This is a genomic window from Cryobacterium sp. TMT2-18-2, assembly GCF_004402245.1.
GTDB lineage: Bacteria > Actinomycetota > Actinomycetes > Actinomycetales > Microbacteriaceae > Cryobacterium > Cryobacterium sandaracinum.
Genome location: NZ_SOFU01000002.1, coordinates 1 through 23258, shown reverse-complemented (window position 1 = coordinate 23258; position 23258 = coordinate 1). Strand labels below are relative to the sequence as shown.

Here is a 23258-nt window from a genome sequence, read left to right as displayed (position 1 = left end):
GACCGGGACATGACGACGATCACTCCCCATGGCATCCGTTACTCGGGTCGAAATTGCTCGCATTGAAGTCGCTCGCGCGTGAGTGTGCACGGTGCCTTCACGACCTCTCGGCTCCGCAGAAGAGCGACGATTTTTCCGCGGCGGGCATCGGCTTCCACAAATCTCGGCGTTTCCCGCATTGCGCAGAACCCGGCTCCGCAGTTTGAGTGAAGAACCTGCGCCCGACCTGTGTACGCCCCGGGGATCGGTGACGACCGGATGGGGCGTAGGCCGAGTCAGTCGGCGAGCCTGCGAAGCATCTCCAGCACGACCGCGGCCGAGCGGTCGGCCGCGTCGTCAATGTGGGTGAGATGATCGACAATCGGTCCGCACAGGTCGGAGATGCCGCGGACCGCCACGAACGGTACGCCGTGCGCGAAGCAGGTTTGAGCAGCGCCCACGGATTCCATGTCGGTGGCGAGAACCCCGGGGAACAGCACGCGGAGGCTCTCTGCGCGCTCCACGCTCACGAAGGCGTCGCTGGAGACCAGCAGCCCGCGGCGCACGACCAGCGCCGATCCGTCGGGCATCCGGGCAGCGGATTCGGCGCCGCGCAGCGCCGCAGTCGCTCCCTCGTAGCGAGCCGGCATACCGGGCACCTGGCCGAGCGCGTACCCGAAGGCGCGTGCATCAGCGTCGCTGTTGAGGTATTCGCTCCCGATGACCACCTCGCCCACTCGCACCTGGGCGCCCACCCCGCCGGCCGAACCCGCGCTGATCACCAGCGGCGACGCCTCGGGGTCCTCGGCGCGCGCACACAGGAGTGCGGATGTCGTCGCACCGGCCGCGTTGACCAGTCCGATGCCGCCCTGCACCAGCAGCACTTCACACCCGGCCAGGGTGAGGCGGTGCCGGCGGGCCCTACCGGTGGCGACCGGCGGCGCGGAAGCGGTGGCCACCGCCAGGAACGGAGCGGCCTCCTCCTCCATCGCGACCAGAATGATCGCGTCGACGGTCGTCATGCGGTGACGGTGGCCCAGGCGCCGCGGGCGGCCAGGAAGACCTTCACGGCGTCCTGGGCGGCTGCCAACGAGTGGTTGGCTCCCCACCCGCACTGAACCTCGTTGGCGGCGGGCACCTCGGTGGCGCCGAGGATGTCGGTCATGGTGGCCTCGATCAGCCCGAGTACCTCGGCGTACTCCGGCTGCCCCTGCAGAATCAGGTAGAAACCGGTCTGGCAGCCCATCGGCGAGAAGTCGATGACTCGGGTGGAATGGTTGCGGGAATGCTCGGCGAAAAGGTGCTCGATCGAGTGCACTGCCGGCATCTCCAGGTGAAGGACGTTGGGCTGGGTGAAGCGCACGTCATACTTCACGATGGTGTCCCCCTGTGGCAGCATCTTGGTATCGGCCAAGCGCACATAGGGTGCGACGACCGTGCGGTGATCGAGGTTGAACGATTCGACGTTCATGCGTGGCTGATTCACGTGCTCTCCCTGAATACTGTCGTGGCACTCGGCTGGGGCTCGTTCGCAACGGACGTGATCAGGGGGGTTATGTGTGGGCCCTACCGGGCTCGAACCGATGACATCCACGGTGTAAACGTGGCGCTCTACCAACTGAGCTAAAGGCCCCTGACGCAACGGCCGGTGAAGGCCTTAGCCCATCATACAGATTCTGCCTGCCGGGTGGACCGCGGCCGGGTTCAGGCCGGCTGGAGTTCGCCGATCGCGGCCCGGTAGGCCTCCAGCGACCGGGGCTCGCCCGGCGCGGTGATGAAGCTGGCCCGGATGATCCCCTCAGGGTCGATCAGGAAAGTGGCCCGGTTCGCGAAGCCCTTTTCCTCAAGGAACACGCCGTATTCCTTCGCGACCGCACCATGCGGCCAGAAGTCGGCCAGGAGGTCGAAGGTGTACCGTTCCTGTTCCCCCCAGGCACGCAGGGCATGACGGGAATCGACCGAGATGCCGAGCAGTTCCACCTCATTGGCGGCGAACAAGGACAGGTTGTCCCGCAGCTCGCACAACTCGCCGCTGCAGATTCCGGAGAACGCCAGGGGAAAGAAGACCAGGGCGACCGACTTCTTCCCGCGGAACTCGCTGAGCTGCACCCGCTCGCCGAACTGGTTGAAGAGCTCGAAATCAGGAGCCTGGGTGTCATTTTCCAACGCCATGGAGCGCTTCCTTTCGTGCGCCCACGGGAACGGTGCAAGGCGACGCCACAGCCTAGCCCCGCCTTCTGCCGGAACCAAGATGATCGTCCCGAGGGACCCTCGATTCCCGGCCCGAACGACGCTCACCGGCCGCACACAAACCGAAGGCATAATCTGTAGGCTTGCGTGGTGCCGTCGGTCGTGATCCGACCGTCATCCGGCACCGCTAACTTGGCAGGTTCGCTTCGATGGTCTGCCCAACAGAGAGAGGTCGAGTGTGACTGTCAACGACCAGGACCCGTATTCGGTTAACAGCACGGATGCGGACCCGGAGGAATCCGCCGAATGGTCGGCATCGCTGGACGCGCTCGTATCCGCTAACGGTCACCAGCGTGGTCGGGAGATCATGCTGACGCTCCTGAAACGCTCCAAGGAACTGCACCTCGGCGTGCCCATGGTGCCGACCACGGACTACATCAACACCATCGCGGCCGGCAATGAACCCGACTTCCCCGGCGACGAAGACATCGAGCGCCGCTACCGCGCCTGGATTCGCTGGAACGCCGCCGTTCTCGTGCACCGTGCTCAGCGCCCCGGCATCTCCGTCGGCGGCCACATCTCGACCTATGCATCCTCCGCTGCCCTGTACGAGGTCGGCTTCAACCACTTCTTCCGCGGCCAGGACCACCCGGGCGGCGGAGACCAGATCTTCATCCAGGGCCACGCCTCCCCCGGAACCTACGCGCGGGCCTTCCTCGAGGGCCGCCTGAGCACCGACCAGCTCGACGGATTCCGCCAGGAGAAGTCCCACGGCCCTAACGGGCTGTCCTCCTACCCGCACCCGCGACTGATGCCGGAATTTTGGCAGTTCCCGACGGTCTCCATGGGACTCGGCCCGATCAACGCCATCTACCAGGCGCAAACCAACCGGTACCTCACCAACCGCGGGATCAAGGACGCCAGCGACCAGCAGGTCTGGGCGTTTCTCGGCGACGGCGAGATGGATGAGGTCGAGAGCCGTGGGCAGCTGCAGGTTGCCGCCAACGAGGGTCTGGACAACCTCAACTTCATCGTCAACTGCAACCTCCAGCGCCTCGACGGCCCGGTACGCGGCAACGGCAAGATCATCCAGGAACTGGAAAGCTTCTTCCGCGGCGCCGGCTGGAACGTCATCAAGGTCGTCTGGGGTCGCGAGTGGGACGAGTTGCTCTCCCGCGATACCGATGGCGCCCTGCGCGACCTGATGAACGCCACCCCCGACGGCGACTACCAGACGTACAAGGCCGAGAGCGGCGCGTACGTGCGCGAGCACTTCTTCGGCCGCGACCCTCGCGCGCTCAAGCTCGTCGAGGGTTACACCGACGACGACATCTGGAACCTCAAGCGCGGTGGCCACGACTACCGCAAGGTTTACGCGGCATTCAAGGCCGCATCCGAGCACAAGGGCCAGCCGACCGTCATCCTGGCGAAGACGGTCAAGGGCTACGCCCTCGGCCCGAGCTTCGAGGGCCGCAACGCGACCCACCAGATGAAGAAGTTCACCCTCGACAACCTCAAGACGTTCCGCGACAGCACCCACATGCCGATCACGGATGCCCAGCTCGAGGAGAACCTCTACCTCCCCCCGTACTTCAAGCCGGACGAAAACGATGAGGCGATCCAGTACCTGCATGAGCGCCGCCGCGCGCTCGGCGGGTACGTGCCGGAGCGTCGCAGCAAGTACACGCAGATCACCCTGCCGGACGACGCGACCTACGCCCCCACCAAGAAGGGTTCCGGCACGCAGGAGATCGCGACCACGATGGCCTTCGTGCGGCTGCTCAAGGAACTGCTGCGTGCCAAGGACTTCGGACACCGCATCGTGCCGATCATCCCGGACGAGGCTCGCACCTTCGGCATCGACGCGTTCTTCCCGAACGCCAAGATCTACAACCCCAGCGGCCAGCAGTACACCTCGGTCGACCACGCGCAGCTTTTGGCGTATAAGGAGAGCCCGCAGGGCCAGATCCTGCACGTGGGCATCAACGAAGCCGGCGCGATGGCTGCCTTCACCAACGTGGGCACCTCCTACGCAACGCAGGGTGAGCCGCTCATCCCGATCTACGTCTTCTACTCGATGTTCGGCTTCCAGCGCACGGGCGACGCCATGTGGGCCGCGGGCGATCAGATGACCCGCGGGTTCATGATCGGCGCCACCGCCGGACGCACCACCCTGACCGGTGAAGGCCTGCAGCACGCCGACGGCCACTCGCCGTTGCTGGCCTCGACGAACCCCGCCGTGGTCTCGTACGACCCGGCCTACGGCTACGAGATCGGGCACATCGTGCGGTCGGGACTCGAGCGGATGTACGGCGGAACGCACGCCGACCCCAACGTCATGTACTACATCACGGTCTACAACGAGCCGCAGGTGCAGCCGCGCGAGCCCGACGACGTGGACGTGGACGGCATCGTGCGCGGCATCCACCGAGTCAGCGCGTCCGATGTGTCCGGTCCGAAGGCGCAGCTGTTGGCCTCAGGCGTCTCCGTGCCCTGGGCACTCGAGGCCCAGGCCCTTTTGGCCGAGGACTGGGGAGTGTCCGCCGACGTCTGGTCGGTCACCTCCTGGGCCGAACTGCGTCGTGATGGCATCGCGGTCGAGGAACACAACTTCCTCTACCCGGACGACGCGCCGCAGATCCCGTATGTGACGGAGAAGCTGGCCGGCACCGCCGGACCGTTCATCGCCGTCACCGACTTCATGCATGCGGTGCCCGATCAGATCCGGCAGTTCGTGCCCGGCGACTTCGCGACCCTCGGCGCCGACGGGTTCGGCTTCTCGGACACCCGCCCGGCGGCCCGCCGCTACTTCAAGATCGACGGACCGTCGATGGTGGTGCGCGCACTCGAACTTCTCGCTCGCCGAGGCGAGGTCGACCGCAGCGTCGTCGGCCAGGCGATCGCGAAGTACCGGTTGCACGACGTAACGGCGGGTACCACCGGTTCCGCCGGGGGCGAGAGCTAACAGCCCCCGTGGCACCCACACCGAAGACAAAAGAACAGACGCTCAGCTGGCTGCGAACGATATCCGGCGAGCTTTCCACGGCGACGCTGAAGCGTCTCGAGGACACGTTGCCCTGGTACGGCGATATGCCGCCCGGGCGGCGTTCCGCCGTGGGTCTGGTCGCCCAGGCCGGGATCACGTCGTTCATCTCGTGGTTTGACGACCCGCGGTCCACCCCCTGGATCGCCGCCGACGTCTTCGGTGCCGCCCCGCGAGAACTGCTGCGCTCAATCAGCCTGCAGCAGACCCTGCAGCTGATCCGCGTCACCGTCGAGGTGGTGGAGGAGCGGGTTAAAGACGGCGGGGAAATCCTGCGGGAGGCCATCCTGCTGTATTCCCGCGAAATCGCCTTCGGCGCGGCGGATGTCTATGCCCGGGCAGCCGAGGCACGTGGCCTCTGGGATGTACGCCTCGAGGCCCTGGTCGTCGACTCGATCCTGAGCGGCGAGTACGACGACGAACTGCCCAGCCGGATCGCAGCCCTGGGCTGGCACGGGCACGGCGAGGTCTGCGTGCTCGTGGGCACGACGCCCAAGATGCTCGACGTCGACCAGCTGCGTCGCTCGGCCCGCCACATGGCCGCCGACGTTCTGATCGGGGTGCAGGGCAACCGGCTCGTCCTGGTCATCGGCCGAGCGCACCCGTCGCCGACCGAGACGGATGACGCGATTGGCACGGCCTCCGCCCTCAGCTTCATGGAGATAGCGGTGCAGCTCGAGCCGAGCTTCGGCGCCGGCCACCTGGTGCTCGGCCACGAAGTACCGAATCTGGTCGACGCGTCCAAGAGCGCTAAGGCCGCCTTGGCCGGCTTCGCCGTGGCGCGCTCCTGGCGCAACGCCCCACGCCCTGTACAGGCGGATGATCTGCTTCCCGAGCGGGCGCTGGCCGGCGATCCGCTTGCCCGCGCCACGCTGATCCACCGGATTTACCGCCCGCTGCAAGCGCATTCGACTGAGCTGCTCACCACGCTCTGGTGCTACCTGGACAACGGTCGCTCCCTGGAAGCCACCGCCCGGGAACTGTTCGTGCACCCGAACACCGTGCGCTACCGCCTGAAGCGGGTGTCAGAGGTCATCGGCTACGACGCCACGGGCGCCCGTGAGGCCCTCATCCTGCAGGCGGCCCTGATCATCGGGTCGATCAGCGATCACGACGGGTCAACACGCCGGCGTTAATTGCGGCGTCAGAGGTGCCAAACTAGCGAGATTCGACAAACACTCCTCGAATAGTTGGTGGATCTCCGACATGCCCGCAACATACGAGGTTGGGAGACTGGATCAATGATTGTTGTCGTCTGCCCCGGTCAGGGCTCCCAAACCCCCGGTTTCCTCGAGCCCTGGCTTCGGAACCCCACCTTCGCCGCCGGCCTGGACGAGATCTCCGCGGCCTGCGGAATCGATCTGAAGCGCCACGGCACCGTGAGCGACGCCGACACCATTCGGGATACCCGGATCGCCCAGCCGCTGATCGTGGCCGCCGGACTCCTCACGTTGAACGCACTCCTCGCCGACGGCCGGCGGGAGCGCATCTCCGGTATCGCCGGTCACTCGGTGGGCGAGATCACCGCCGCAGCCGGCGCCGGCATCCTCAGCGCGGCGGACGCCGTGCGTTTCGTGCGCGAACGCGGCACCGCCATGGCCGAGGCCGCGGCGCTGGAACCCTCCGGCATGAGCGCCGTGCTGGGCGGCGATGAGACCGAACTCCTGGCCCGCCTCGACGAACTCGACCTCGCGCCAGCCAATTTCAACGGCGGCGGCCAGATCGTCGTCGCCGGCTCCCTCGCGGCTTTGGCCGCTCTCGGCAAGAACCCCAATCCGCGCACCCGGGTGATCCCTCTGCAGGTGGCCGGTGCATTCCACACGCGGTATATGCAGCCGGCGGTGAAGCACCTCACCCGTGTCTCCGCGCTACTCGCCCCCGCCGATCCCACGCTTTCGATCTGGACGAACCGGGACGGCAGCGCGGTGTCCAACGGTGCCCGGTTCGTGGAGTTACTGGTTGATCAGGTGTCCTCGCCGGTACGGTGGGATATGTGCATGCGATCGTTCGCGGATGCCGGCGTGACCGGAATCATCGAGGTCGCACCGGCCGGGGCGCTTGTCGGCCTCGCCAAACGAGCCCTCAAGGGCGTGCCCAGCGTAGCGATCAGGACGCCGGACGACCTGCCCGCTGCGTTCGACCTGATCGACCCGCAGAACCTAGTCTGACCGAAAGAGAATATGTCCAAGCCAACACTTCAGCAGTCGCACGGTCCCCAATACACCCGGATTCTCTCGATCGGCGCCGCCCGCGGGGACCTGGTCGTGCCCAACGACGACCTGGTCGGTCCGATCGATTCGTCCGATGAATGGATCCAGCAGCGCACCGGCATCATCACCCGCACCCGAGCGAGCCAGGACATCCAGGCCGTCGACCTTGCGACGGATGCCGCCCGCGAAGCCATTGAGAGGTCCGGCATCCAGCCACACCTGATCGACGCCGTCATCGTGGCCACGATCAGCAACGGCCGGCAGACACCGTCCATTGCCGCCGTGGTCGCCGATCGGGTCGGCGCCAACCCCGCCGCCGCCTACGACGTCAACGCCGCCTGCGCCGGATACACCTACGCCGTAGCGCAAGCCGATTCGTTGATCCGTACGGGCACCGCCCACTACGCGCTCGTCATCGGCGCCGAGAAGCTGTCCGACCTCGTCGACCCTACGGACCGCAGCATCTCGTTCCTCCTCGGCGACGGCGCCGGCGCCGTCGTCATCGGCCCGAGCGACTTCCCGGGGATCGCCCCCACCGTGTGGGGATCCGACGGGTCCAAGGCCGATGCCATCACCATGAATCACACCCTGCAGGAATACCGCCGCGGAGAATCCGAATGGCCCACCCTGCGCCAGGAAGGCCAGACGGTTTTCCGCTGGGCCGTCTGGAACATGGCGAAGGTGGCCAAGGAGGCTCTCCAGGTCGCGGGAATCGAGAGCGACCAGCTCGCCGCTTTCATTCCGCACCAGGCCAATATGCGCATCATCGACGAGTTCGCCAAGCAACTGAAGCTTCCCGACTCGGTCGTCATCGCCCGCGATGTCGCCACCACCGGGAACACCTCGTCGGCGTCGATCCCGTTGGCCACCCACCGCCTCCTGGAAGAGCACCCCGAGCTCAGCGGAGGCCTCGCCCTCCAGATCGGCTTCGGAGCAGGACTGGTGTTCGGCGCGCAGGTCGTCGTGCTTCCCTAGATTTCACTCAACTCCCCTCTAAACTGAATCTCGGTCATACGAGACACCCCCAAGGAGAAATAACATGGCATTGTCCACCGAAGAAGTTCTTGCCGGCCTGGCCGAACTCATCAACGACGAGACTGGCATCGCGACCGACACGGTTGAGATGGGGAAGTCATTCACCGATGATCTGGACATCGATTCCATCTCGATGATGACCATCGTCGTCAACGCCGAAGAAAAGTTCGACGTCAAGATCCCCGACGAAGAGGTCAAGAACCTCAAGTCCGTCGGTGACGCTGTCGACTTCATCGTCAAGGCTCAGGTCTAGTCCACAAATGAACAGGCCGGTCGGCATCTGCCGACCGGCCTGATCTGTGGGTGATGCCCACGTTTGCACGCCTTACGGAGAGTTAACGTTATGACCAAAAAAATCGTTATCACCGGCATCGGTGCGACCTCCCCTCTCGGCGGCACGGCCGCCGACAGCTGGTCGGCCCTGCTCGCCGCCGAATCGGGGACGAGCACGCTAGACCACGAATGGGTGGCCCGGACTCAGCTCCCGGTGACCTTCGCCGCCCAGGCCAGGGTTCCATCCGTCGACGTTCTGGCCCGACACGAGACGAAGCGTCTCGACCCCTCCAGCCAGTTCGCGTTGATTGCCGGGCGTGAAGCCTGGGCGGATGCCGGCTCCCCCGAAGCAGACCCCGAACGGCTGGCCGTCGATTGGGCGACCGGAATCGGTGGAGTCTGGACCCTTCTCGACGCATGGGACACCCTCCGCGAACGCGGTCCGCGCCGCGTGCTGCCGATGACCGTGCCCATGCTCATGCCGAACGGCCCGGGAGCGGCCATCGGAATGGACCTGCACGCCCGGGCCGGAATCACCACGGTTGTGTCCGCGTGCGCCTCGAGCACCGAGTCTCTCGTGAACGCCTACAACCGCCTGCAGGCCGGGCTCGCCGACATCGTCATCGCCGGTGGCTCCGAGGCCGCAATCCACCCGCTTCCGATCGCATCCTTCGCTGCCATGCAGGCCTTGTCCAAGCGCAACGACGACCCGGCCACAGCGTCGCGCCCCTACGACATCACCCGGGACGGCTTCGTTCTCGGTGAGGGTGCCGCGGCGCTCGTCGTCGAGACGGAAGAACACGCCAAGGCCCGCGGCGCACGCATCTACGCCGAGCTCCTTGGTGGTGCCGTGACCAGTGACGCGTACCACATCACCGCTCCAGACCCCGAGGGCACGGCTGCGGCCCGCGCGATGATCACCGCGATCAGGAATGCCGGCGCGAGCCTGGCGGATGTTTCGCACATCAACGCGCATGCGACCAGCACTCCGGTTGGGGACATCGCCGAGTACAACGCACTCCGCCGCGTGTTCGGTGACCTGCTCGACGGGATCCCGGTGTCGGCGACCAAGGCTTCCACCGGTCACCTCCTCGGTGGTGCCGGGGCGATTGAGGCCCTGTTCACGGTTCTCGCTCTGGCCGAGCGCATGGCCCCGCCGACCATCAACCTGCTGCACCAGGATCCGAGCATCCCGCTCGACGTCGTGACCATGCCGCGCACGTTGCCTTCCGGCGATCTGCTGGCCATCAGCAACTCGTTCGGTTTCGGCGGTCACAACGCCGTCGTGGCGTTCCGGTCGGTCTAGCTCCACCCGGCGGAAGACCCGTCAGCACCGGAAAGGCCCCGACCAGCAGGCGGTTTCTAGCGGTCGTTGCAACACCTGATGGTTTAGGTGCTGTGAAGTAGATCACGTAAACGCTCGGCTGGGATATCCCAGTCGAGCGTTTTGCGTGGGCGGCCGTTGAGCTCCTGGGCGACGTGTCCGAGGTCTTCGGGGCCGTAGGTGCTCAGGTCGGTTCCTTTGGGGAAGTACTGGCGCAGGAGCCCGTTGGTGTTCTCGTTCGAGCCGCGCTGCCAGGGGCTGGCCGGGTCGCAGAAATGGACGTCGATGTCGGTGGCGATCTTGAACGATTTGTGGGCAGCCATTTCGGCGCCCTGGTCCCAGGTCAGTGACCCGCGCAGGTGCTCGGGCAAGGTGCCCATCGTGGTGACCAGTGCGTCGCGGACGGACTCGGCGGTGTGGTCGTGGGGCAGATGCAGCAGCATCACGTAGCGGGTGGTTCGTTCGACCAGGGTCCCGATCGCGCTCTGGTTGGATGCTCCGGTGATCAGGTCGCCTTCCCAGTGGCCGGGCACCGCCCGGTCTTCGACTTCGGCGGGACGCTCGGAGATCATGACCATCTCGTCGGCGAAGCGAGGCCGGCGGGCTTCTCCGGTGTTCTGGGGTTTTCGCCGTGCTCGGCCGGTGCGCAGTGTCGCGGCCATTTCGCGGCGCAGCCCACCACGGCCCTGGAGATACAGGGCCTGGTAGATCGTCTCGTGGGTCACTCGCGTCTCCAGATCATCAGGATAAGTCTTGACCAGAGTGTGACTGATTTGTTCCGGTGACCAGTGAATCCTCAACTTACTCGTCACGTAAGCGCGCAACCGCGGGGTCGTTTGCAGCTTGCGGTCTTTGGGCCGGGGCCGCCGGGCCGCCGCGGCGCGATGCGCCGCATACGGCAGGTAACCATGGACCGGCACGGTGTTGAGGGCGATCTCCCGACTGATCGTCGACGGCGCCCGGCGCAACGCGGCGCTGATGGTTCGCAATGACGAGCCGGAGGCCAGCATGTCCCGGATCGTTTCCCGTTCTGACAAAGACAGGTAGCGGGCGTTGATCGGCTGCTCCAGCGCCGCCGGCACCGCAGGAAGAAGCGTGGCCATTCCACTTGTGTAGTCGATCACGCGCCCATCCGGGCGAATGCGCTTGTTACTCACGTGTCGGATTCCGAGGTCCCAGTCCTGGGCGGTGCGGGAATTCACACCGATCCGGCGTGCGGCTTCGGCCCGGTGAACGCCCGAGGCACGCAGCTTCGAGTACTCGTCCGGGCCCGGGTGGGGTGCTCGCCCGCCCACACCTTTCACCCGGCCCCACCGGGCTGCCGTGCGCGGATTGAACCCCAGCTCGGCAGCAGCGGCCGCCTTCGATCCCAGCCGCTCGAACACCAAGAAGAACGCATCAACATCCTGCTGCCTATACGTCCTCTTGATCCTCTTTTTCCTACCCGAAGACGGGTTTCCACTCGTTAACGAAGACACGGTCGTTGCAACTCCCAGAAAGACGGGGTGTTGCAACGACCGCTAGAACCTAAGGCACCGGTCGGGGCCGTTCCGTGTTCGGGAGGGACTGTGCGCAGCACGTCAGCCCGTCTGGTGCAACCACACGACAGAGTTGAAATCGCCGACGTGCCGGAACGGTTCGAGCTCGTCGTCCCAGGCCTGCCCGAGCGCGATGCGGAGCTGCCGGTGGAGCTCCAGCGCGTTCGCCCCGGCCAGGTCCATGGCGTGGCGCAGCCGGTCCTCCGGGATAACGACGTTACCGGCCGTGTCGGTCTGGGCGAAGAAGATGCCCAGGTCGGGGGTGTGCAGCCAGCGCGCCCCATCGGCGCCGAAACCGGCGTCTTCGGTGACCTCGAAGCGAAGGTGTTCCCACCCGCGGAGCGCCGACGCGAGCCGCGCCCCCGTACCGCAGGCGCCTTCCCACTGGTACTCGGCCCGCTGCGCTCCGCGGAGCACGGGCTGCTCAGACCAGTCGAAACTGACGGGCACGCCCAGGGCGCGACCCACGGCCCACTCCACATGGGCGCTCAGAGCGCGAGGCGAAGAATGCACGTAAATGAAGCCGCGCGCAGTCGCTTCCTGCCGAGCGTGTGTAGCCACCATCGTTTCTCCCGTTCTGTGAGGTGCGTCTTCCCCAACGACCTCTGAACGAAACAATGCGGCGTGCTGTGAACTTATCGAGAACGGTGAACCTATGACCAACGGTCGACGCACCGCGCAGGCGCTGCATCCATGAATTATGCCTCAACGACCCCTGCGATCACAAGACTCGAGCCGGGACCGGATCTCCGTTCGCTATACTACGTATGGTCATGCCTTGGCCACCGGAGGTCCCATGTCTGTTCGCAGCTGCCTGTTGGCGATCCTTACGATCGGTCCGGCCTATGGCTTCCAGCTTCATGGCGAGTTGGAGTCTCGAACGGCCGGTCGGCGGGCGGTCAACGTCGGGCAGATCTACGGCACTCTAGAGCGGTTGGTGAAACAGGCAGCCGTTGAATCGGCCGGCAGCACCGCAGACGGCCTGCCACTGTACCGAATCACCGCTCTCGGCCAGGCCGAGGCGCTCCACTGGCTGGCCGATACCGAGAGCGCTCCCGGCAACGAGTGGAGCGACCTGGTCGACCGGGTCCTGATCGCCGTCTCCCTCCCTGATCCTCAGGTGCTGGGCATCGATGCGCGCGGCATCGTTGCCCGGTACCGCCGGCAGTGGCAGTCACGCACCGAGACTGCGACCCTGGCCACCGCGGCCACGGGCGCGGAGCGCTTGGCGGGCGCCGCCCGGGTCGCGCTGTCCGCCGCTGCGCTGGACTGGCTTCGGGACGTCGACGCGCTGCTCGAGGACGGCCACGCCGCGAATTTTCGGCAGGGTCTGAACGACGTGCGGCCGAAGCGCGGGCGACGACCGGCATCCGTCGCCTGACCTGGGCGACACGCACCGTCGAAGCTGCCGTCGCCCCTGCGGTGGTCGCACCTACTTCGCCTGCGCGTAGCTGTCGACCGTCGCGACGGTGAGCAGGAAATCGACCGGGAAATCGCCGAACAAGTGCCGGCCGGCGTTATCCGCCGCCCGCCGGATGATTTCCTCGACGGTATCGGCCAGCGCGGCGGGCGTGTGCACCATGACCTCGTCGTGCAGGAAGAAAACCAGGTGCGGGGCCCGGTCGAATTCCGACCCGGAGGCACCCTGGGCCCCCTGGGGCAGCATTCGCAGTTCCCGCCGCACCTCCGCCATCCAGCACAGCGCCCATTCCGCGGCGCTGCCCTGAACGATGAAATTGCGGGTGAAGCGGCCCCAGTCTCGCGCCTGACTGCGGGCCCGGCGCTCGTCGGCATCCGTTGCCCCGGGGTCGTAGGCCTTGGCCTGGGTGGCCAGCCAGCGTTCCCCGGGCCGTGGGGATGAACGTCCAAGCCGTGTCGTCACGCTCTCGCCGCGTTCCCCGGCGCGTGCGGCCGTCTCGGTGAGGGCCAGTGCCCTCGGAAAGGCCTTCGCGAGCCGGGGCAGAAGGCGCCCGCTCTCCCCTTTAGTGGCGCCGTACATGGCCCCGAGCATGGCCACCTTGGCGTGGTCGCGGGTCTCCAAAACGCCCCCGGCGACGATCCCGGCGTACAGGTCCGTTCCCCGGCCGGCCTGGGCCATGGCCGTGTCGGCCGATAGGGCGGCGAGGATACGCGGCTCGAGCTGCGCGGCGTCCGCGACCACGAGCTTCCAGCCCGCATCGGCGACGACTGCGCCGCGCACCTGTTTGGGCAGCTGCAGGGCTCCCCCGCCCCGAGTGGCCCAGCGGCCCGTCACCACCCCGCCGGGGATGTACTCGGGATGGAACCGGCCGTCGACGATCCAGGTGTCCATCCAATACCAGCCGTTCGCGCTGAGCAGCCGGGCCAGCTTCTTGTATTCGAGCAGCGGATCGATCACAGGGTGGGTGAGCTCCTTGAGCTCCCAGGCGCGGGTGGACGTCACCTTCAGGCCGACCTTCTGCAGTGCCCGCATCAGGTCGGGCTGGGAGTCGGGGTTGAGACCGGGTTCGCCAACAGCGTCACGGATGCGCCGAGCGAGGTTTTCGAGGCGTTCGGGCCGGATGCCCGGGGCGACGCGGGGGCCGAGTTCGCGGGTCAGCAGAGCGTCGTGCACGTCGGTGCGCCACGGCAGGCCGGCGAACTGCATCTCGGCGGCGATCAGCGCCCCGGCCGATTCCGCGGCGAGCAGCAGGCGGAGGCGGCCGGGCTCCGCAGAGGCGCGGACCGCGTCGAGCTGGCGCCGGTATTCCGCCTGCGTACCGAACCCGGCGGCCGCGCTGCCGGCGTCGCGGCCGGTCACGCCGTCGGCGGCGGTCTCGGTGTCGCTGCCGGCGGCGCTGTCACCGTCGCTGTCGAACAGGTCGAAGAGTGTCACCCCGGATGCGGACGCGGCCGGTTCGAAGGCCACCGCCCGATCCCAGCGGCTCGGCTCCGCCCGGGCCAGCGCGCTTGCCTGGGTCAGCGACGACTGGCGCAGGATCGCGTGGCACAGGCGCAAGTCGTGGGCGCGCTGCACCCTGATTCCGGCCGCCAGGAGCAGCGGGTAGATGCGGGCCGTGTCCTCCCACACCCAACGGGGCCGGTCTCGCTCCTGACCGAGCACATAGCCGGGAAATTCGTGTGAAGGCAAACGGAGTGCTGGCCCCGCGACGTTGCCCTCGGCGTCGAGCGACAGCACGAGGATCTCCCCGTTTCCCGTTCGACTCGCCAGAAGGTGCACCTGCCCATTCTGCCGCTTCGGGACCGTGCCGGCGGGAAAAGCATCCGTCATATGACCGTCAGTTCGTCCGGCCGTCTGTCGGTGGAGTGGCGTCAGCCTCAGCCCACGCCTCCTGCAGCAGGGCGACGGTCTCGTTGTCTGAGAGTTGGTGGAAGTCGGTGTAAAAGGGCCCGATTGCCCACAACTCCTGCGGGGCGTGCAGCACGACGATGACATCCGCATACTGCCGCATCTCCCCGAGCAGCTCGGCGGGTGCGACCGGGACCGCGAGCACCGTGAGTGCGGCGCCCTGCCCTTTCAGGGCCGCGAGGGCTGCCTTGGCCGTGGCTCCCGTCGCGAGGCCGTCGTCCACGACGACGGCGACACGGCCCCGCGGACTGATCTGCGGGCGGTCATTGAGGTAGAGGGTGCGACGTCGTGCGATTTCGGCCAGCTCGCGACGGCGGGCCCGGGCCAAACCCATCGAGTCGCCCCCGGTGGCGGCGAACACGTCCTCATTGACGATCGCCTGCGGACTAGCACCGTCGACGACCGCCCCCATCGCGACCTCCGGATAGCCCGGGGCCCCGATCTTGCGCACCAGGATGAGGTCCAGCGGGGCATGCAGGCGCCGAGCGACCTCGATCGCCACAGGCACACCGCCCCGCGGGAGGGCGTAGACCACCGGGTCGTGCGCCTCAAGCTCGGTCAGTCGTTCGATCAATGGTTCGGCCAGCAGTCGGCCGGCCTCGCTCCGATTCGTGAACATGAGGCTCCCACCCGGCGAATACCTCCTGCGGGTCCGCCTCGTCCGATTCTGCCGCCGACCCTCGGCTTTGTCGAGGGCCGCCCGGGGCTCAGGCGCGGCGACCCGATTCGAACTGACGGGCACACATGCCACTTCGGTGGTCCCGGGCACTGGACGCGTCCGGGGACCGAGGGCAGACTCGGTTCAACCAGAACACTGACGGCACCATCGAACGGAACCTGGATCAGCTGTGTATCGACGACTCACCACCCTGATTGCCGCGACCGGGCTCACGGCCGGGATCGCTCTCCTGCTGACGCTCGGCACCGTGATGCCGAGTGCGACGCGCGTCTCCGCCGACGAGTGCCCGGGCGAAACCGTGCCGATCGTCGATGTCGACGGGGAGACACAGTGTGTGGCCCTGACCGAGGGTGAAACCACCCCCGGACCGACACCGACTCCGCCGCCCCCTCCCACTCTCACTCCGACCAAGTTCCCCTCGCCAGCACCTGAGGAACCCGCCACCACTCCCCCGGCAGAGCCGGCCCCCTCGGCCGGGCCACAGTCCACGCCGGCTGTCGTTGCACCGTCGGCGACGGCGGCGGCACCGTCGGAAGCCCCACCTGCCAAGAACGTGGATCCAGCCCCGACCTCCGCTCCCGCTCCAGGCGAGCGCGCAAGAACGACCACCGAGCCGGAGAACACCAGCACGCCGACTCCGGCGATGATGTCTACGGAGCCGCCCGCGAACGCCGACATCACCGGCGTGATCGTGCCCGGCAACGGGCCCCGGCTGCTCTGGGGCGTCGCCGTCGGGGCATCCGCATCGGGGTTGCTGGCCGCGCTCGTCGCCTACTACCTGGTGTCGGTGCGACCGTTCTTCATTGCACGCAGACGGCCGGGAGCACTCGGCTGACTCGCACGGGTTTTTTTGGCGCCGACCGGGTCAGCCTGATGTCGATGAGGAACGCCTACCGTGGCCGGGGCGGTGTGCGGTACGCCGGCGTCACTGCTGGTTGGCACTCCGGTGCAGGCGTCCCGCATAGGGAGGTGATGCCCGACTGTCTCCGTCACCCGGGAGAATCTGTGGGACCTGGGTGAGGCCGCTCGCCAGAGTCAGCAGCGTGCGGGGGCCTGGCTCGCTCAACGTACGTCAAGCCTTCCACCCGTTCGACTGTGGAGCAGCCTGGAGCATGACCGTCCACCTCGACCTGCGGCTCACCCCCCGAATCCGTTGCCCCGGCCTGGTCAGGTCAGGTGCGGTCACTATCAGTTGTTGGTCACGGAATGCGCCCAGGCTCGCACGGGGTGGCGTACCCGGCCTTGATCTAGCCGAGATCCCAGGAGATCTGCGTCGTCGCGTTCGTGACCCAGTCGGATCCCGCCGAGGCCATCTTGCTCCCGGGCAGGGCCTGCGGGATTCCAGTGGCGCCGCTGGGGTTGTTGGCCGTGTACGACCAGCCAGACTCCGTGTTCCAGAGCTGTACGAGGCAGGAGAACTCGGACTCGCCCCAGCCGTATTGCGAGGCTGCCATCGCCCGGGCCGTCGCTTTCGCCTCGGCCGGCGTGTTGCCACCGGCGACGGGCTGGGACTCAACAGCGGGAGCAGAATCGCGCGCCGCATCAGCGGCCACGGCCTGGGCGGCCGCCTGAGCCTGAGCCTGTTCGGTGAGCTCGTTGACGGTGTCCGTCTCCAATGACCTGTAGTCCCCGAGCGCGGCAACGGATGACGCCAAAGGGTCGGATCCACCGTGTTCGCCATGGCCGTGATCACCGTTCCGGCGTCACTGAGGGTGCTCTCCGCTCGATCATGGACGGTTTTTGTGGCTATGGCGGAGTAGACGCTGAGCTGCTCGTGATGCAAACCGGTGCATTCGGAGAGCTCCGTCGTCGCGGCGATGTCGGCAGAACTGACCGCGGTTGCCTGTGACACCGCACCCAAATGCGATGCGGCGGGGTACGCGATCCTCGGCGCACCTTGATCGGTGGACTCACGGCCAGATGTAGCCGCGTGGACGAACCCTCCGGCCCGCACTCACTTTCTAGACAGATACTCAGTTGTAGCTGGCACAGTCATCCGTACTTGGCCGCTACCGATGCCGGTTCAGTCGGTCGGCTCGAGTCAGGACGACTCGTTGTCAGCGTAACAGGGGTGGTTCAGGTGAACTTCGGCAGCTTTGTTTTGGGGTACTTCGCTGACCCGGCGTGACGCGCTGCCAGACCGGTCGCGGCATGTCCGCGCTGGAGATTGTGACGGATGCCACGCTTGAGGCGAAATACGGGGTGCACCCGATGCAATAAGTTGCCCGACTTCGACGCCCACATGCGGGTGAGCACTCGCGGACAGCCGGTGCGGTGATCAGGACTTTCTGTTGGCCGCCGTTGCTGATCAAGTCTCTGACGGCGAGCACGTCGGGCCGGGATCGGTCCGGCCGGCGCGGACGGGCCGGGCACGGCATCCGCTTCGGGGCTTTCCAAAAGGGCGACAGGGGGAAAGCACGGTGGAGCTCCCCACGATCGAGCGTTGTGTGCCGCTCATTGCCCGAGTTCGTATCCGATGAGCCAGTGCAGTCCATGACGGTCGATGACTTGGCCATCCGAAGCACCCCAAGGCTTTGGGGCAAGGTAGTCAACGATCTGGCCGCCAATCGCGAGTTTATCGAACCACTCGTGGAGGATTTTCGGTTCGGCGGCGCCCAGCAATGAGAGCTTGACGCCATCGAGCCGAATACTTTTTTCGCCTGCGGCTGCATCGGATCCCATCAATACAACTACGCCCTCGAGCACTCCGTGAGCTATGTTGCGGGGCGGGCCGTCACTGCGACCGAAATCCTCGTAGGTATGCAGGGTGAGCACTCCACTGAAAACATCCGCATAAAAGCGGAGTGCTTCGCGCGCTGTACCGGGAAAAGTGACATAGATCTGCGGCGCCGTCATTTGCAAAGCATACAGATCGACCTACCACCGATCGCAAGAGCGTCGCGATTGTTCGTTGTCTGATCGAGCTGGTGATCGTCGTTTCGCTGAAATAGGACATCGACCGGGGCCGCGGTCGCGCCCTGGCATTGGTGCACGTCGTCAAGAACGGCGACGGTGTTCCGTCCCCTACGGTTACGGAATCGGATACTCACTGACAATGGTCGCGCCGTGATGCGATGGTACTGTCAGCTCGCCCGAGCGACACAGCCGCAACGTTGGTGTCAGTCGGAAAACGAGAGAGGCACACCACTCATGCCAAAATTCGTGCACAACACCCACTTCAAGATCAGCGGCGACCCGACATGATCCGTGAAGACTCGTTACGGCGCATGTACGCCGGCGGGCGCCCGAACCGGTGGGCGCGTTTCCTGAACCGAATCAGCGCGATGGTGTTCTCGCTCGGTATCGTTGGCCACGGCGCGGTAAGCCTCGAGACCGTCAATCCGAAGTCGCACACCCTGCTCACCCTGCCGCTCGTGGTGGCCCGCTACGAAGGCAGAGAGTACGTGGTTTCGATGCTGGGCCAGGGCTCGCGGTGGGTGCGCAATGTGCGGGCCGCGAATGGGAGCGCCGTCATTTACGCGGGGCGCAGGCGACGGGTGCTGCTCGAAGAGGTTCGAGCGGATGCCCGCGCACCGATTATCAAGTCCTACCTGGCGCAAGCACCCGGCGCCCGACCGCACATTCCGGTCGATCAGTCGGAGCCGGTCTCGACATTCGAAACCATAGCAGCCGATTTCCCAGTGTTCATGATCCGGGATGTCCAGTAAAGCGCAACGGACCACTGGTGGTCGCGCACTATCCCGCTGAACCGTGGTTCACCGTTTGCGTAAGCGTTCCTTGACCCCGTGTTCGACGAGAACGGGAACAAAGTCACGTATCGGGTGGCCGGAGAAGTTCTGATGCTCCTCGCGGACGGCTCTTTCGACGCTCGACCGTGGCACATTTGGGAATCGTTTCGTGAGTCGATCCACCACTTTTTCGACGGCCTGCAGTTCATCGTTGAGGTTCACAACTTCCAGTGTCCCACCGTCGGGAGCTGCCTATCAAGGCATTGCTGTCAGCGAAAGTTGCGCACTCCGCCCATCGCTTTCGTCAGCGACCAGCCTGGAATGGGAATTACGCATCTCCCGGTCGAGGTGCACGATGAAGTCATGGGATCTACACAAGGACAACCTTGAGTGCGGGCCTTGCGTCCATCGCGATCGAGCGGGGGCGAGCGAAATCCAGGCCGAGATTTGCTGGGGTCCAACGATTGTCGCTGCCGCCCCGGCCTTCGTTGGCAGCGTGGTTGGGCACTCAGTTGACGGGATCGACGAAAGCCTGATCTCGCCAACCCGATCACTGCGCATCCGTGGCCACCGGGGACTACCCATCCCTGTTCCGGTCCGACACGAACCGCACTCCCTACACCCAGGCACCCCTCACCACGTCGCAGACGAACGCTCTGACAACCCTCGCCGACAGCTCCTCGTGGGTCCTGGCCGCATCCTTGCTCAAACGGTTGTCGATACCCTCGTGCCGACGCCACCCTCGTGGGTGCTCCTTGCGACCCTCGATGCGCACCGCCTCATCGAGCGGGCGGTCTTCGAGCCGTTCCCCGAACCTCAGTAGTCAATGATCCTCGACGGTTCCCGATCCCTGTCACCGCTGCGGAACGGGGTGAGAGGTTGCGATCGGCTCCCTGGCTGTCCCCGTGGCCTCGACCCGGATGGCAGGACGGTGGTCCGCCACATACCGCGGTATGCGGCGGACCACCAACTTGCCGGTGCTGTCCCGCAGGTGGTTCTACTGTACGTCCGTCGGTTCCGGCGGTCCCGGTACTTCACCCGAATCGCGAGTGCCGTCCGGGTTGAGACGGATCGCTCGTGGTCGCGCCGCGCGCATCCGGTCTTCGTCCCATTCGGCGTCGGACGGGCCCGCGGTCAGATTCTCGTGCGCAACGGATGCGGGGCAGGGTTCGTCAGGCCGGTCAGGTTCAGGCGGCGGCGGCAGCATAGGCGCTCTCGATGACCGATCCCCAGTACGGCCCGAACATGGTGTTCGCGACGTTGTTGTAGCCGAAACTGTTGACCGAGTTCTGATAGCCGGCCGAGCCGCTGCCGATGAACCAGGGGCCGCCGGATGAACCACCGGTCATGTCGCAGGGGATGCCCTGCGATTCGGACTGGGCGTATGGGTCGTCCGTGGCGGTGCCGGAGCAGGACTGCAGGGTGTTGCCCGTGAACGGTGCCGCCGCCGGGTAGCCGAAGGCCGAGTAGGTGAGTCCTCTGCCGTCATTGAAAGCCACGCCCGATGCGCCGACCGTGTCGCTCAGGGTCACACCCGTGGGGGAAGAGACGATCGCGAATCCGGTGTCATAGGTGATGTCGCCGCCCGACGTCCATTGGGTCGGAGCGTAGAGCTCCGTCGCGTTCCACTGTCCGAAAGGTGCGGCGCCGTTCTCGTAGGCCGGAACGAAGACCAGTCGGGAGGCGAATGCCCCCGGGCCCTCGTTCACGCAGTGTCCGGCTGTCGCAACGGTGCTCTCGTTGGCCGCGGAGATGGCGTTACCCGAGCAGACGTAGTCGCTCCCGCCGAGCGTGAAGAACACCTTGCCGATGTGGTCCACGGGTGTCTGCTGAGTCGCCGTTGGTGTGACCTTGGGATTGCGGGACTGCTTCGTGACCTTCTTCTCTTGCCCCACCTCGACGTCACTTCGGCCAGCGGATGCCACGTTGTCGACGACCAGTACATCGCCAGGGGTGGCGGTCCTCATCCGCTCTGCCGTCCAGTATTCGCCCCCCTGTTGGGTCTCGGGAACGACCCACCTATCGACATCCGTGGATTGCGTCGCGGCAGATGCACCGGCTGATCCGGACGCCACGAGGCCGCCCGTCACGAATAGAGCACTGATGGCGAGGGCCGCAAGGGCACCGGACCTGATTCTGCTTCTGTTCATAGTCTTCACTCCAGTTATCGATGGAATCCGCCGGACCTATCGCCGGTGGTATCGCGAGTGAACAGGACGACGTGAAAACGCCGTCGATCCCGAAGACCTCTGTGAATTGCGCATTGCACCCCCCGTTCAAGCGTGATTCAACACTGGCCCCTTTCTGGACCACGCCACTAGTCGGCCCTTGAGGGGACACGGTTTCGTGAGGGCCGTGTCGCCGTCCGCGTACTGTTCGCACAAGCCACGTCAGCCGGGGCAGTCGACGATAGGCATTGTGGCGCACTGCTCGACGCGCCGCGGCACAGTGCAGCATGACTTTGGAACACCGGAGCGCTGCCCCTAGGGGCAAAGTCGTTAGGTTTCCGGGCGAGCCCGTCAGGGAATCGTTAGGGCTGGGATGCTCCCGCCCGCGACGGTGTGTACTCGTGCTGTACCTCGGTACATTCACATCGATCGGGTGACGCGTCGCCAGCTTTCGAATGGAGTTCAGGGCTGCCCCGGTTTGGTTNTGTGGTGTCCGACCGGAGGAACCCGTGGTTTCTGAGATGGTCGTCGGTGTTAGAGATCAGGATTGAGAACGCGATCCGGCGCCACAGCTCGCGAAGGTCACGCGTCGCAGCTGAGGAGGACTGCTCAATGACCTCGGCGATTTCCAAGTAGCTGCGGTGCTCACCGTCAACTGCTTCGAGCATCGTCATAGCGCTCACATATCCGATGCGACGATCCCCGACTCTATCGAACCTGTTGAGCAGCAGCACGTTCCGACCTGCGACACTCATCAATTCGGTGCGCGGCGTTCGAATGCCTGCCCGGCTGGCCAGCGTCAGAGCAAGACTCCTAACCTGTGGAGATTCGTCTTCGCTGGAAGGATGTCAACATGCCCAAGCCCTACCCACCCGAGTTCCGCCGCGACGTTGTCGCGGTCGCCCGGAAGCACGAAGCCCCGCTGAATCAGATCGCGAATGACTTCGGGATCTCGGAGTCCTGCCTGGCGAATTGGCTGAAGAAAGCCGACGTCGAGGAAGGCGTCAAGCCGGGCGTGACCGAGAAGGAGTCCGCGGAACTGCGGGATGCCAAGAAACGCATCCGGCTGCTCGAGTAGGAAGCTGAGGTCATGCGCCGGGCTGTCGCGTATCTGTCCCGGGACGTCAACCCAAAATGATCTACCCGCTGGTCCGTGAACTGGCCGTCGACGGTGTCCCCGTCACGGTGACCTGCCGGGTGTTGCGCTTCTCCAAACAAGCGTTCTACCAGTGGAAGCGCGACCCCATCTCCCAGCGCGACTGGGTCGACGCCCGTCTCACCAACGCCGCCTGGGATATCCACCGAGACGACCCCGCCTTCGGCTACCGGTTCATCTCCGACGAGCTCGGCCAGGCCGGCCTCACCGCGGGTGAGAACCGGGTCTGGCGGTTGTGCTCGCAGCAACGACTCTGGTCCGTGTTCGCGAAGAAACGCGGCCTCACACGCAAGGCCGGGCCGCCCGTCCATGACGACCACGTCAAACGGAAATTCACCGCGACACGCCCGAACCAGCTCTGGCTCACCGACATCACCGAACACCGCACGGACGAGGGCAAGATCTACCTCTGCGCGATCAAAGACGTCTACTCGAACAAGATCGTCGGCTACTCGATCGACTCCAGGATGAAGGCGTCCCTGGCCGCCGCCGCCGCCCGGAACGCGATCGGCCAGCGCACCATCGACGGCACGATCCTGCACTCGGACCGAGGCTCCCAGTTCCGCTCCAACGCGTTCCTGCGGGTGCTGAAGAACAACGGCATCACCGGGTCGATGGGCCGCGTCGGCGCATGCGGTGACAACGC

Annotated in this window: 21 protein-coding genes, 1 tRNA gene and 1 pseudogene; 10 read left to right on the top strand and 13 right to left on the bottom strand. The window is 65.9% G+C overall.

From position 1 onward, the window contains the following. Positions 1 to 275: 275 nt before the first annotated feature. The 4 genes from mtnN to E3O22_RS00180 form a co-directional block, all read right to left on the bottom strand. Positions 276 to 1001 (bottom strand): 5'-methylthioadenosine/S-adenosylhomocysteine nucleosidase, encoded by a 726-nt coding sequence (gene mtnN, locus E3O22_RS00195; protein ID WP_134395878.1) that lies wholly within the window; start codon positions 999 to 1001, stop codon positions 276 to 278. Beyond that, complete coding sequence (locus tag E3O22_RS00190; protein WP_134395877.1) at positions 998 to 1465, bottom strand: S-ribosylhomocysteine lyase; 468 nt, start codon at positions 1463 to 1465, stop codon at positions 998 to 1000. The genes mtnN and E3O22_RS00190 overlap by 4 nt, the downstream gene beginning before the upstream one ends. Positions 1466 to 1539: 74 nt before the next feature. After that, positions 1540 to 1612: transfer RNA gene (locus E3O22_RS00185), tRNA-Val, on the bottom strand. Positions 1613 to 1683: 71 nt separating this feature from the next. Continuing rightward, complete coding sequence (locus E3O22_RS00180; protein WP_134395876.1) at positions 1684 to 2151, bottom strand: peroxiredoxin; 468 nt, start codon at positions 2149 to 2151, stop codon at positions 1684 to 1686. 256 nt (positions 2152 to 2407) lie between these two features. On the opposite strand from E3O22_RS00180, the gene aceE reads away from it, so the two are divergent. The 6 genes from aceE (at position 2408) to E3O22_RS00150 (ending at position 10036) form a co-directional block, all read left to right on the top strand. Next, positions 2408 to 5134: a pyruvate dehydrogenase (acetyl-transferring), homodimeric type gene (gene aceE / locus E3O22_RS00175; RefSeq protein WP_134395875.1), complete on the top strand. Its 2727-nt coding sequence runs from the start codon at positions 2408 to 2410 to the stop codon at positions 5132 to 5134. Positions 5135 to 5142: 8 nt separating this feature from the next. Continuing rightward, positions 5143 to 6348 (top strand): CdaR family transcriptional regulator, encoded by a 1206-nt coding sequence (locus E3O22_RS00170; protein WP_104101895.1) that lies wholly within the window; start codon positions 5143 to 5145, stop codon positions 6346 to 6348. A 105-nt stretch (positions 6349 to 6453) separates the two neighbouring features. After that, on the top strand, positions 6454 to 7380 hold the full coding sequence (locus tag E3O22_RS00165; protein ID WP_134395874.1) for an ACP S-malonyltransferase: 927 nt from the start codon (positions 6454 to 6456) through the stop codon (positions 7378 to 7380). A gap of 12 nt (positions 7381 to 7392) precedes the next feature. Next, the gene (locus tag E3O22_RS00160; RefSeq protein ID WP_104171087.1) at positions 7393 to 8397 is read left to right on the top strand and encodes a beta-ketoacyl-ACP synthase III; all 1005 of its coding nucleotides are present in this window, start codon (positions 7393 to 7395) and stop codon (positions 8395 to 8397) included. Between the two features lie 64 nt (positions 8398 to 8461). Beyond that, entirely contained in the window at positions 8462 to 8710 is a 249-nt protein-coding gene (locus E3O22_RS00155; protein ID WP_134363808.1) for an acyl carrier protein, read from the top strand. A 90-nt stretch (positions 8711 to 8800) separates the two neighbouring features. After that, positions 8801 to 10036 (top strand): beta-ketoacyl synthase, encoded by a 1236-nt coding sequence (locus E3O22_RS00150; RefSeq protein ID WP_134395873.1) that lies wholly within the window; start codon positions 8801 to 8803, stop codon positions 10034 to 10036. Positions 10037 to 10119: 83 nt separating this feature from the next. On the opposite strand, the gene E3O22_RS00145 is transcribed toward E3O22_RS00150, so the two are convergent. Together E3O22_RS00145 and E3O22_RS00140 are read right to left on the bottom strand one after the other, a co-directional pair. Further along, on the bottom strand, positions 10120 to 11178 hold the full coding sequence (locus E3O22_RS00145) for an IS30 family transposase (protein ID WP_370448441.1): 1059 nt from the start codon (positions 11176 to 11178) through the stop codon (positions 10120 to 10122). A gap of 456 nt (positions 11179 to 11634) precedes the next feature. Beyond that, positions 11635 to 12156: a DUF3145 domain-containing protein gene (locus E3O22_RS00140; protein ID WP_134395872.1), complete on the bottom strand. Its 522-nt coding sequence runs from the start codon at positions 12154 to 12156 to the stop codon at positions 11635 to 11637. A 232-nt stretch (positions 12157 to 12388) separates the two neighbouring features. On the opposite strand from E3O22_RS00140, the gene E3O22_RS00135 reads away from it, so the two are divergent. Beyond that, positions 12389 to 12973 carry a PadR family transcriptional regulator gene (locus tag E3O22_RS00135; protein ID WP_166784511.1) on the top strand — a complete coding sequence of 195 codons (585 nt, stop codon included), beginning with the start codon at positions 12389 to 12391 and terminating at the stop codon, positions 12971 to 12973. Between the two features lie 51 nt (positions 12974 to 13024). Here the strand turns inward: E3O22_RS00135 and E3O22_RS00130 are convergent, their stop codons facing one another. Continuing rightward, on the bottom strand, positions 13025 to 14791 hold the full coding sequence (locus E3O22_RS00130) for a bifunctional 3'-5' exonuclease/DNA polymerase (protein WP_241976449.1): 1767 nt from the start codon (positions 14789 to 14791) through the stop codon (positions 13025 to 13027). Between the two features lie 58 nt (positions 14792 to 14849). Continuing rightward, the gene (locus E3O22_RS00125; protein ID WP_104101874.1) at positions 14850 to 15539 is read right to left on the bottom strand and encodes a phosphoribosyltransferase; all 690 of its coding nucleotides are present in this window, start codon (positions 15537 to 15539) and stop codon (positions 14850 to 14852) included. Between the two features lie 229 nt (positions 15540 to 15768). Here E3O22_RS00125 and E3O22_RS00120 point away from each other — a divergent pair, with 229 nt between their 5' ends. Continuing rightward, positions 15769 to 16434 (top strand): hypothetical protein, encoded by a 666-nt coding sequence (locus E3O22_RS00120; protein ID WP_134395866.1) that lies wholly within the window; start codon positions 15769 to 15771, stop codon positions 16432 to 16434. 412 nt (positions 16435 to 16846) lie between these two features. Here E3O22_RS00120 and E3O22_RS00115 read toward each other — a convergent pair whose 3' ends face one another. Continuing rightward, a complete protein-coding gene (locus E3O22_RS00115; RefSeq protein ID WP_134395865.1) occupies positions 16847 to 17254 on the bottom strand; it encodes a hypothetical protein in 408 nt (135 codons plus the stop codon). 799 nt (positions 17255 to 18053) lie between these two features. Beyond that, positions 18054 to 18455, bottom strand: coding sequence for a VOC family protein (locus E3O22_RS00110; RefSeq protein ID WP_134395863.1), 402 nt, complete (start codon positions 18453 to 18455; stop codon positions 18054 to 18056). Between the two features lie 344 nt (positions 18456 to 18799). Here E3O22_RS00110 and E3O22_RS00105 point away from each other — a divergent pair, with 344 nt between their 5' ends. Continuing rightward, positions 18800 to 19267, top strand: a complete 468-nt coding sequence (locus tag E3O22_RS00105) for a nitroreductase/quinone reductase family protein (protein WP_198410541.1) — start codon at positions 18800 to 18802, stop codon at positions 19265 to 19267. A gap of 48 nt (positions 19268 to 19315) precedes the next feature. Here E3O22_RS00105 and E3O22_RS00100 read toward each other — a convergent pair whose 3' ends face one another. The 3 genes from E3O22_RS00100 to E3O22_RS00090 form a co-directional block, all read right to left on the bottom strand. Continuing rightward, on the bottom strand, positions 19316 to 19510 hold the full coding sequence (locus tag E3O22_RS00100; RefSeq protein ID WP_134395859.1) for a three-helix bundle dimerization domain-containing protein: 195 nt from the start codon (positions 19508 to 19510) through the stop codon (positions 19316 to 19318). A gap of 965 nt (positions 19511 to 20475) precedes the next feature. Continuing rightward, entirely contained in the window at positions 20476 to 21438 is a 963-nt protein-coding gene (locus tag E3O22_RS00095) for a serine protease (RefSeq protein WP_134395858.1), read from the bottom strand. 380 nt (positions 21439 to 21818) lie between these two features. Further along, entirely contained in the window at positions 21819 to 22253 is a 435-nt protein-coding gene (locus E3O22_RS00090) for a HipA domain-containing protein (RefSeq protein ID WP_255570034.1), read from the bottom strand. A gap of 56 nt (positions 22254 to 22309) precedes the next feature. Here E3O22_RS00090 and E3O22_RS00085 point away from each other — a divergent pair. After that, positions 22310 to 23258 (top strand): annotated as a pseudogene (locus E3O22_RS00085) (IS3 family transposase); the annotation flags it as partial.

Excerpts from the sequence above, each read along its gene's own strand:
- E3O22_RS00095 (WP_134395858.1), bottom strand. The coding sequence starts at position 21,438 with ATGAACAGAAGCAGAATCAGGTCCGGTGCCCTTGCGGCCCTCGCCATC.
- E3O22_RS00140 (WP_134395872.1), bottom strand. The coding sequence starts at position 12,156 with ATGGTGGCTACACACGCTCGGCAGGAAGCGACTGCGCGCGGCTTCATT.
- E3O22_RS00105 (WP_198410541.1), top strand. The coding sequence starts at position 18,800 with ATGATCCGTGAAGACTCGTTACGGCGCATGTACGCCGGCGGGCGCCCG.
- E3O22_RS00135 (WP_166784511.1), top strand. The coding sequence starts at position 12,389 with ATGTCTGTTCGCAGCTGCCTGTTGGCGATCCTTACGATCGGTCCGGCC.
- E3O22_RS00180 (WP_134395876.1), bottom strand. The coding sequence starts at position 2,151 with ATGGCGTTGGAAAATGACACCCAGGCTCCTGATTTCGAGCTCTTCAAC.
- mtnN (WP_134395878.1), bottom strand. The coding sequence starts at position 1,001 with ATGACGACCGTCGACGCGATCATTCTGGTCGCGATGGAGGAGGAGGCC.
- E3O22_RS00160 (WP_104171087.1), top strand. The coding sequence starts at position 7,393 with ATGTCCAAGCCAACACTTCAGCAGTCGCACGGTCCCCAATACACCCGG.
- E3O22_RS00125 (WP_104101874.1), bottom strand. The coding sequence starts at position 15,539 with ATGTTCACGAATCGGAGCGAGGCCGGCCGACTGCTGGCCGAACCATTG.
- E3O22_RS00165 (WP_134395874.1), top strand. The coding sequence starts at position 6,454 with ATGATTGTTGTCGTCTGCCCCGGTCAGGGCTCCCAAACCCCCGGTTTC.
- E3O22_RS00110 (WP_134395863.1), bottom strand. The coding sequence starts at position 18,455 with ATGACGGCGCCGCAGATCTATGTCACTTTTCCCGGTACAGCGCGCGAA.
- E3O22_RS00150 (WP_134395873.1), top strand. The coding sequence starts at position 8,801 with ATGACCAAAAAAATCGTTATCACCGGCATCGGTGCGACCTCCCCTCTC.
- E3O22_RS00155 (WP_134363808.1), top strand. The coding sequence starts at position 8,462 with ATGGCATTGTCCACCGAAGAAGTTCTTGCCGGCCTGGCCGAACTCATC.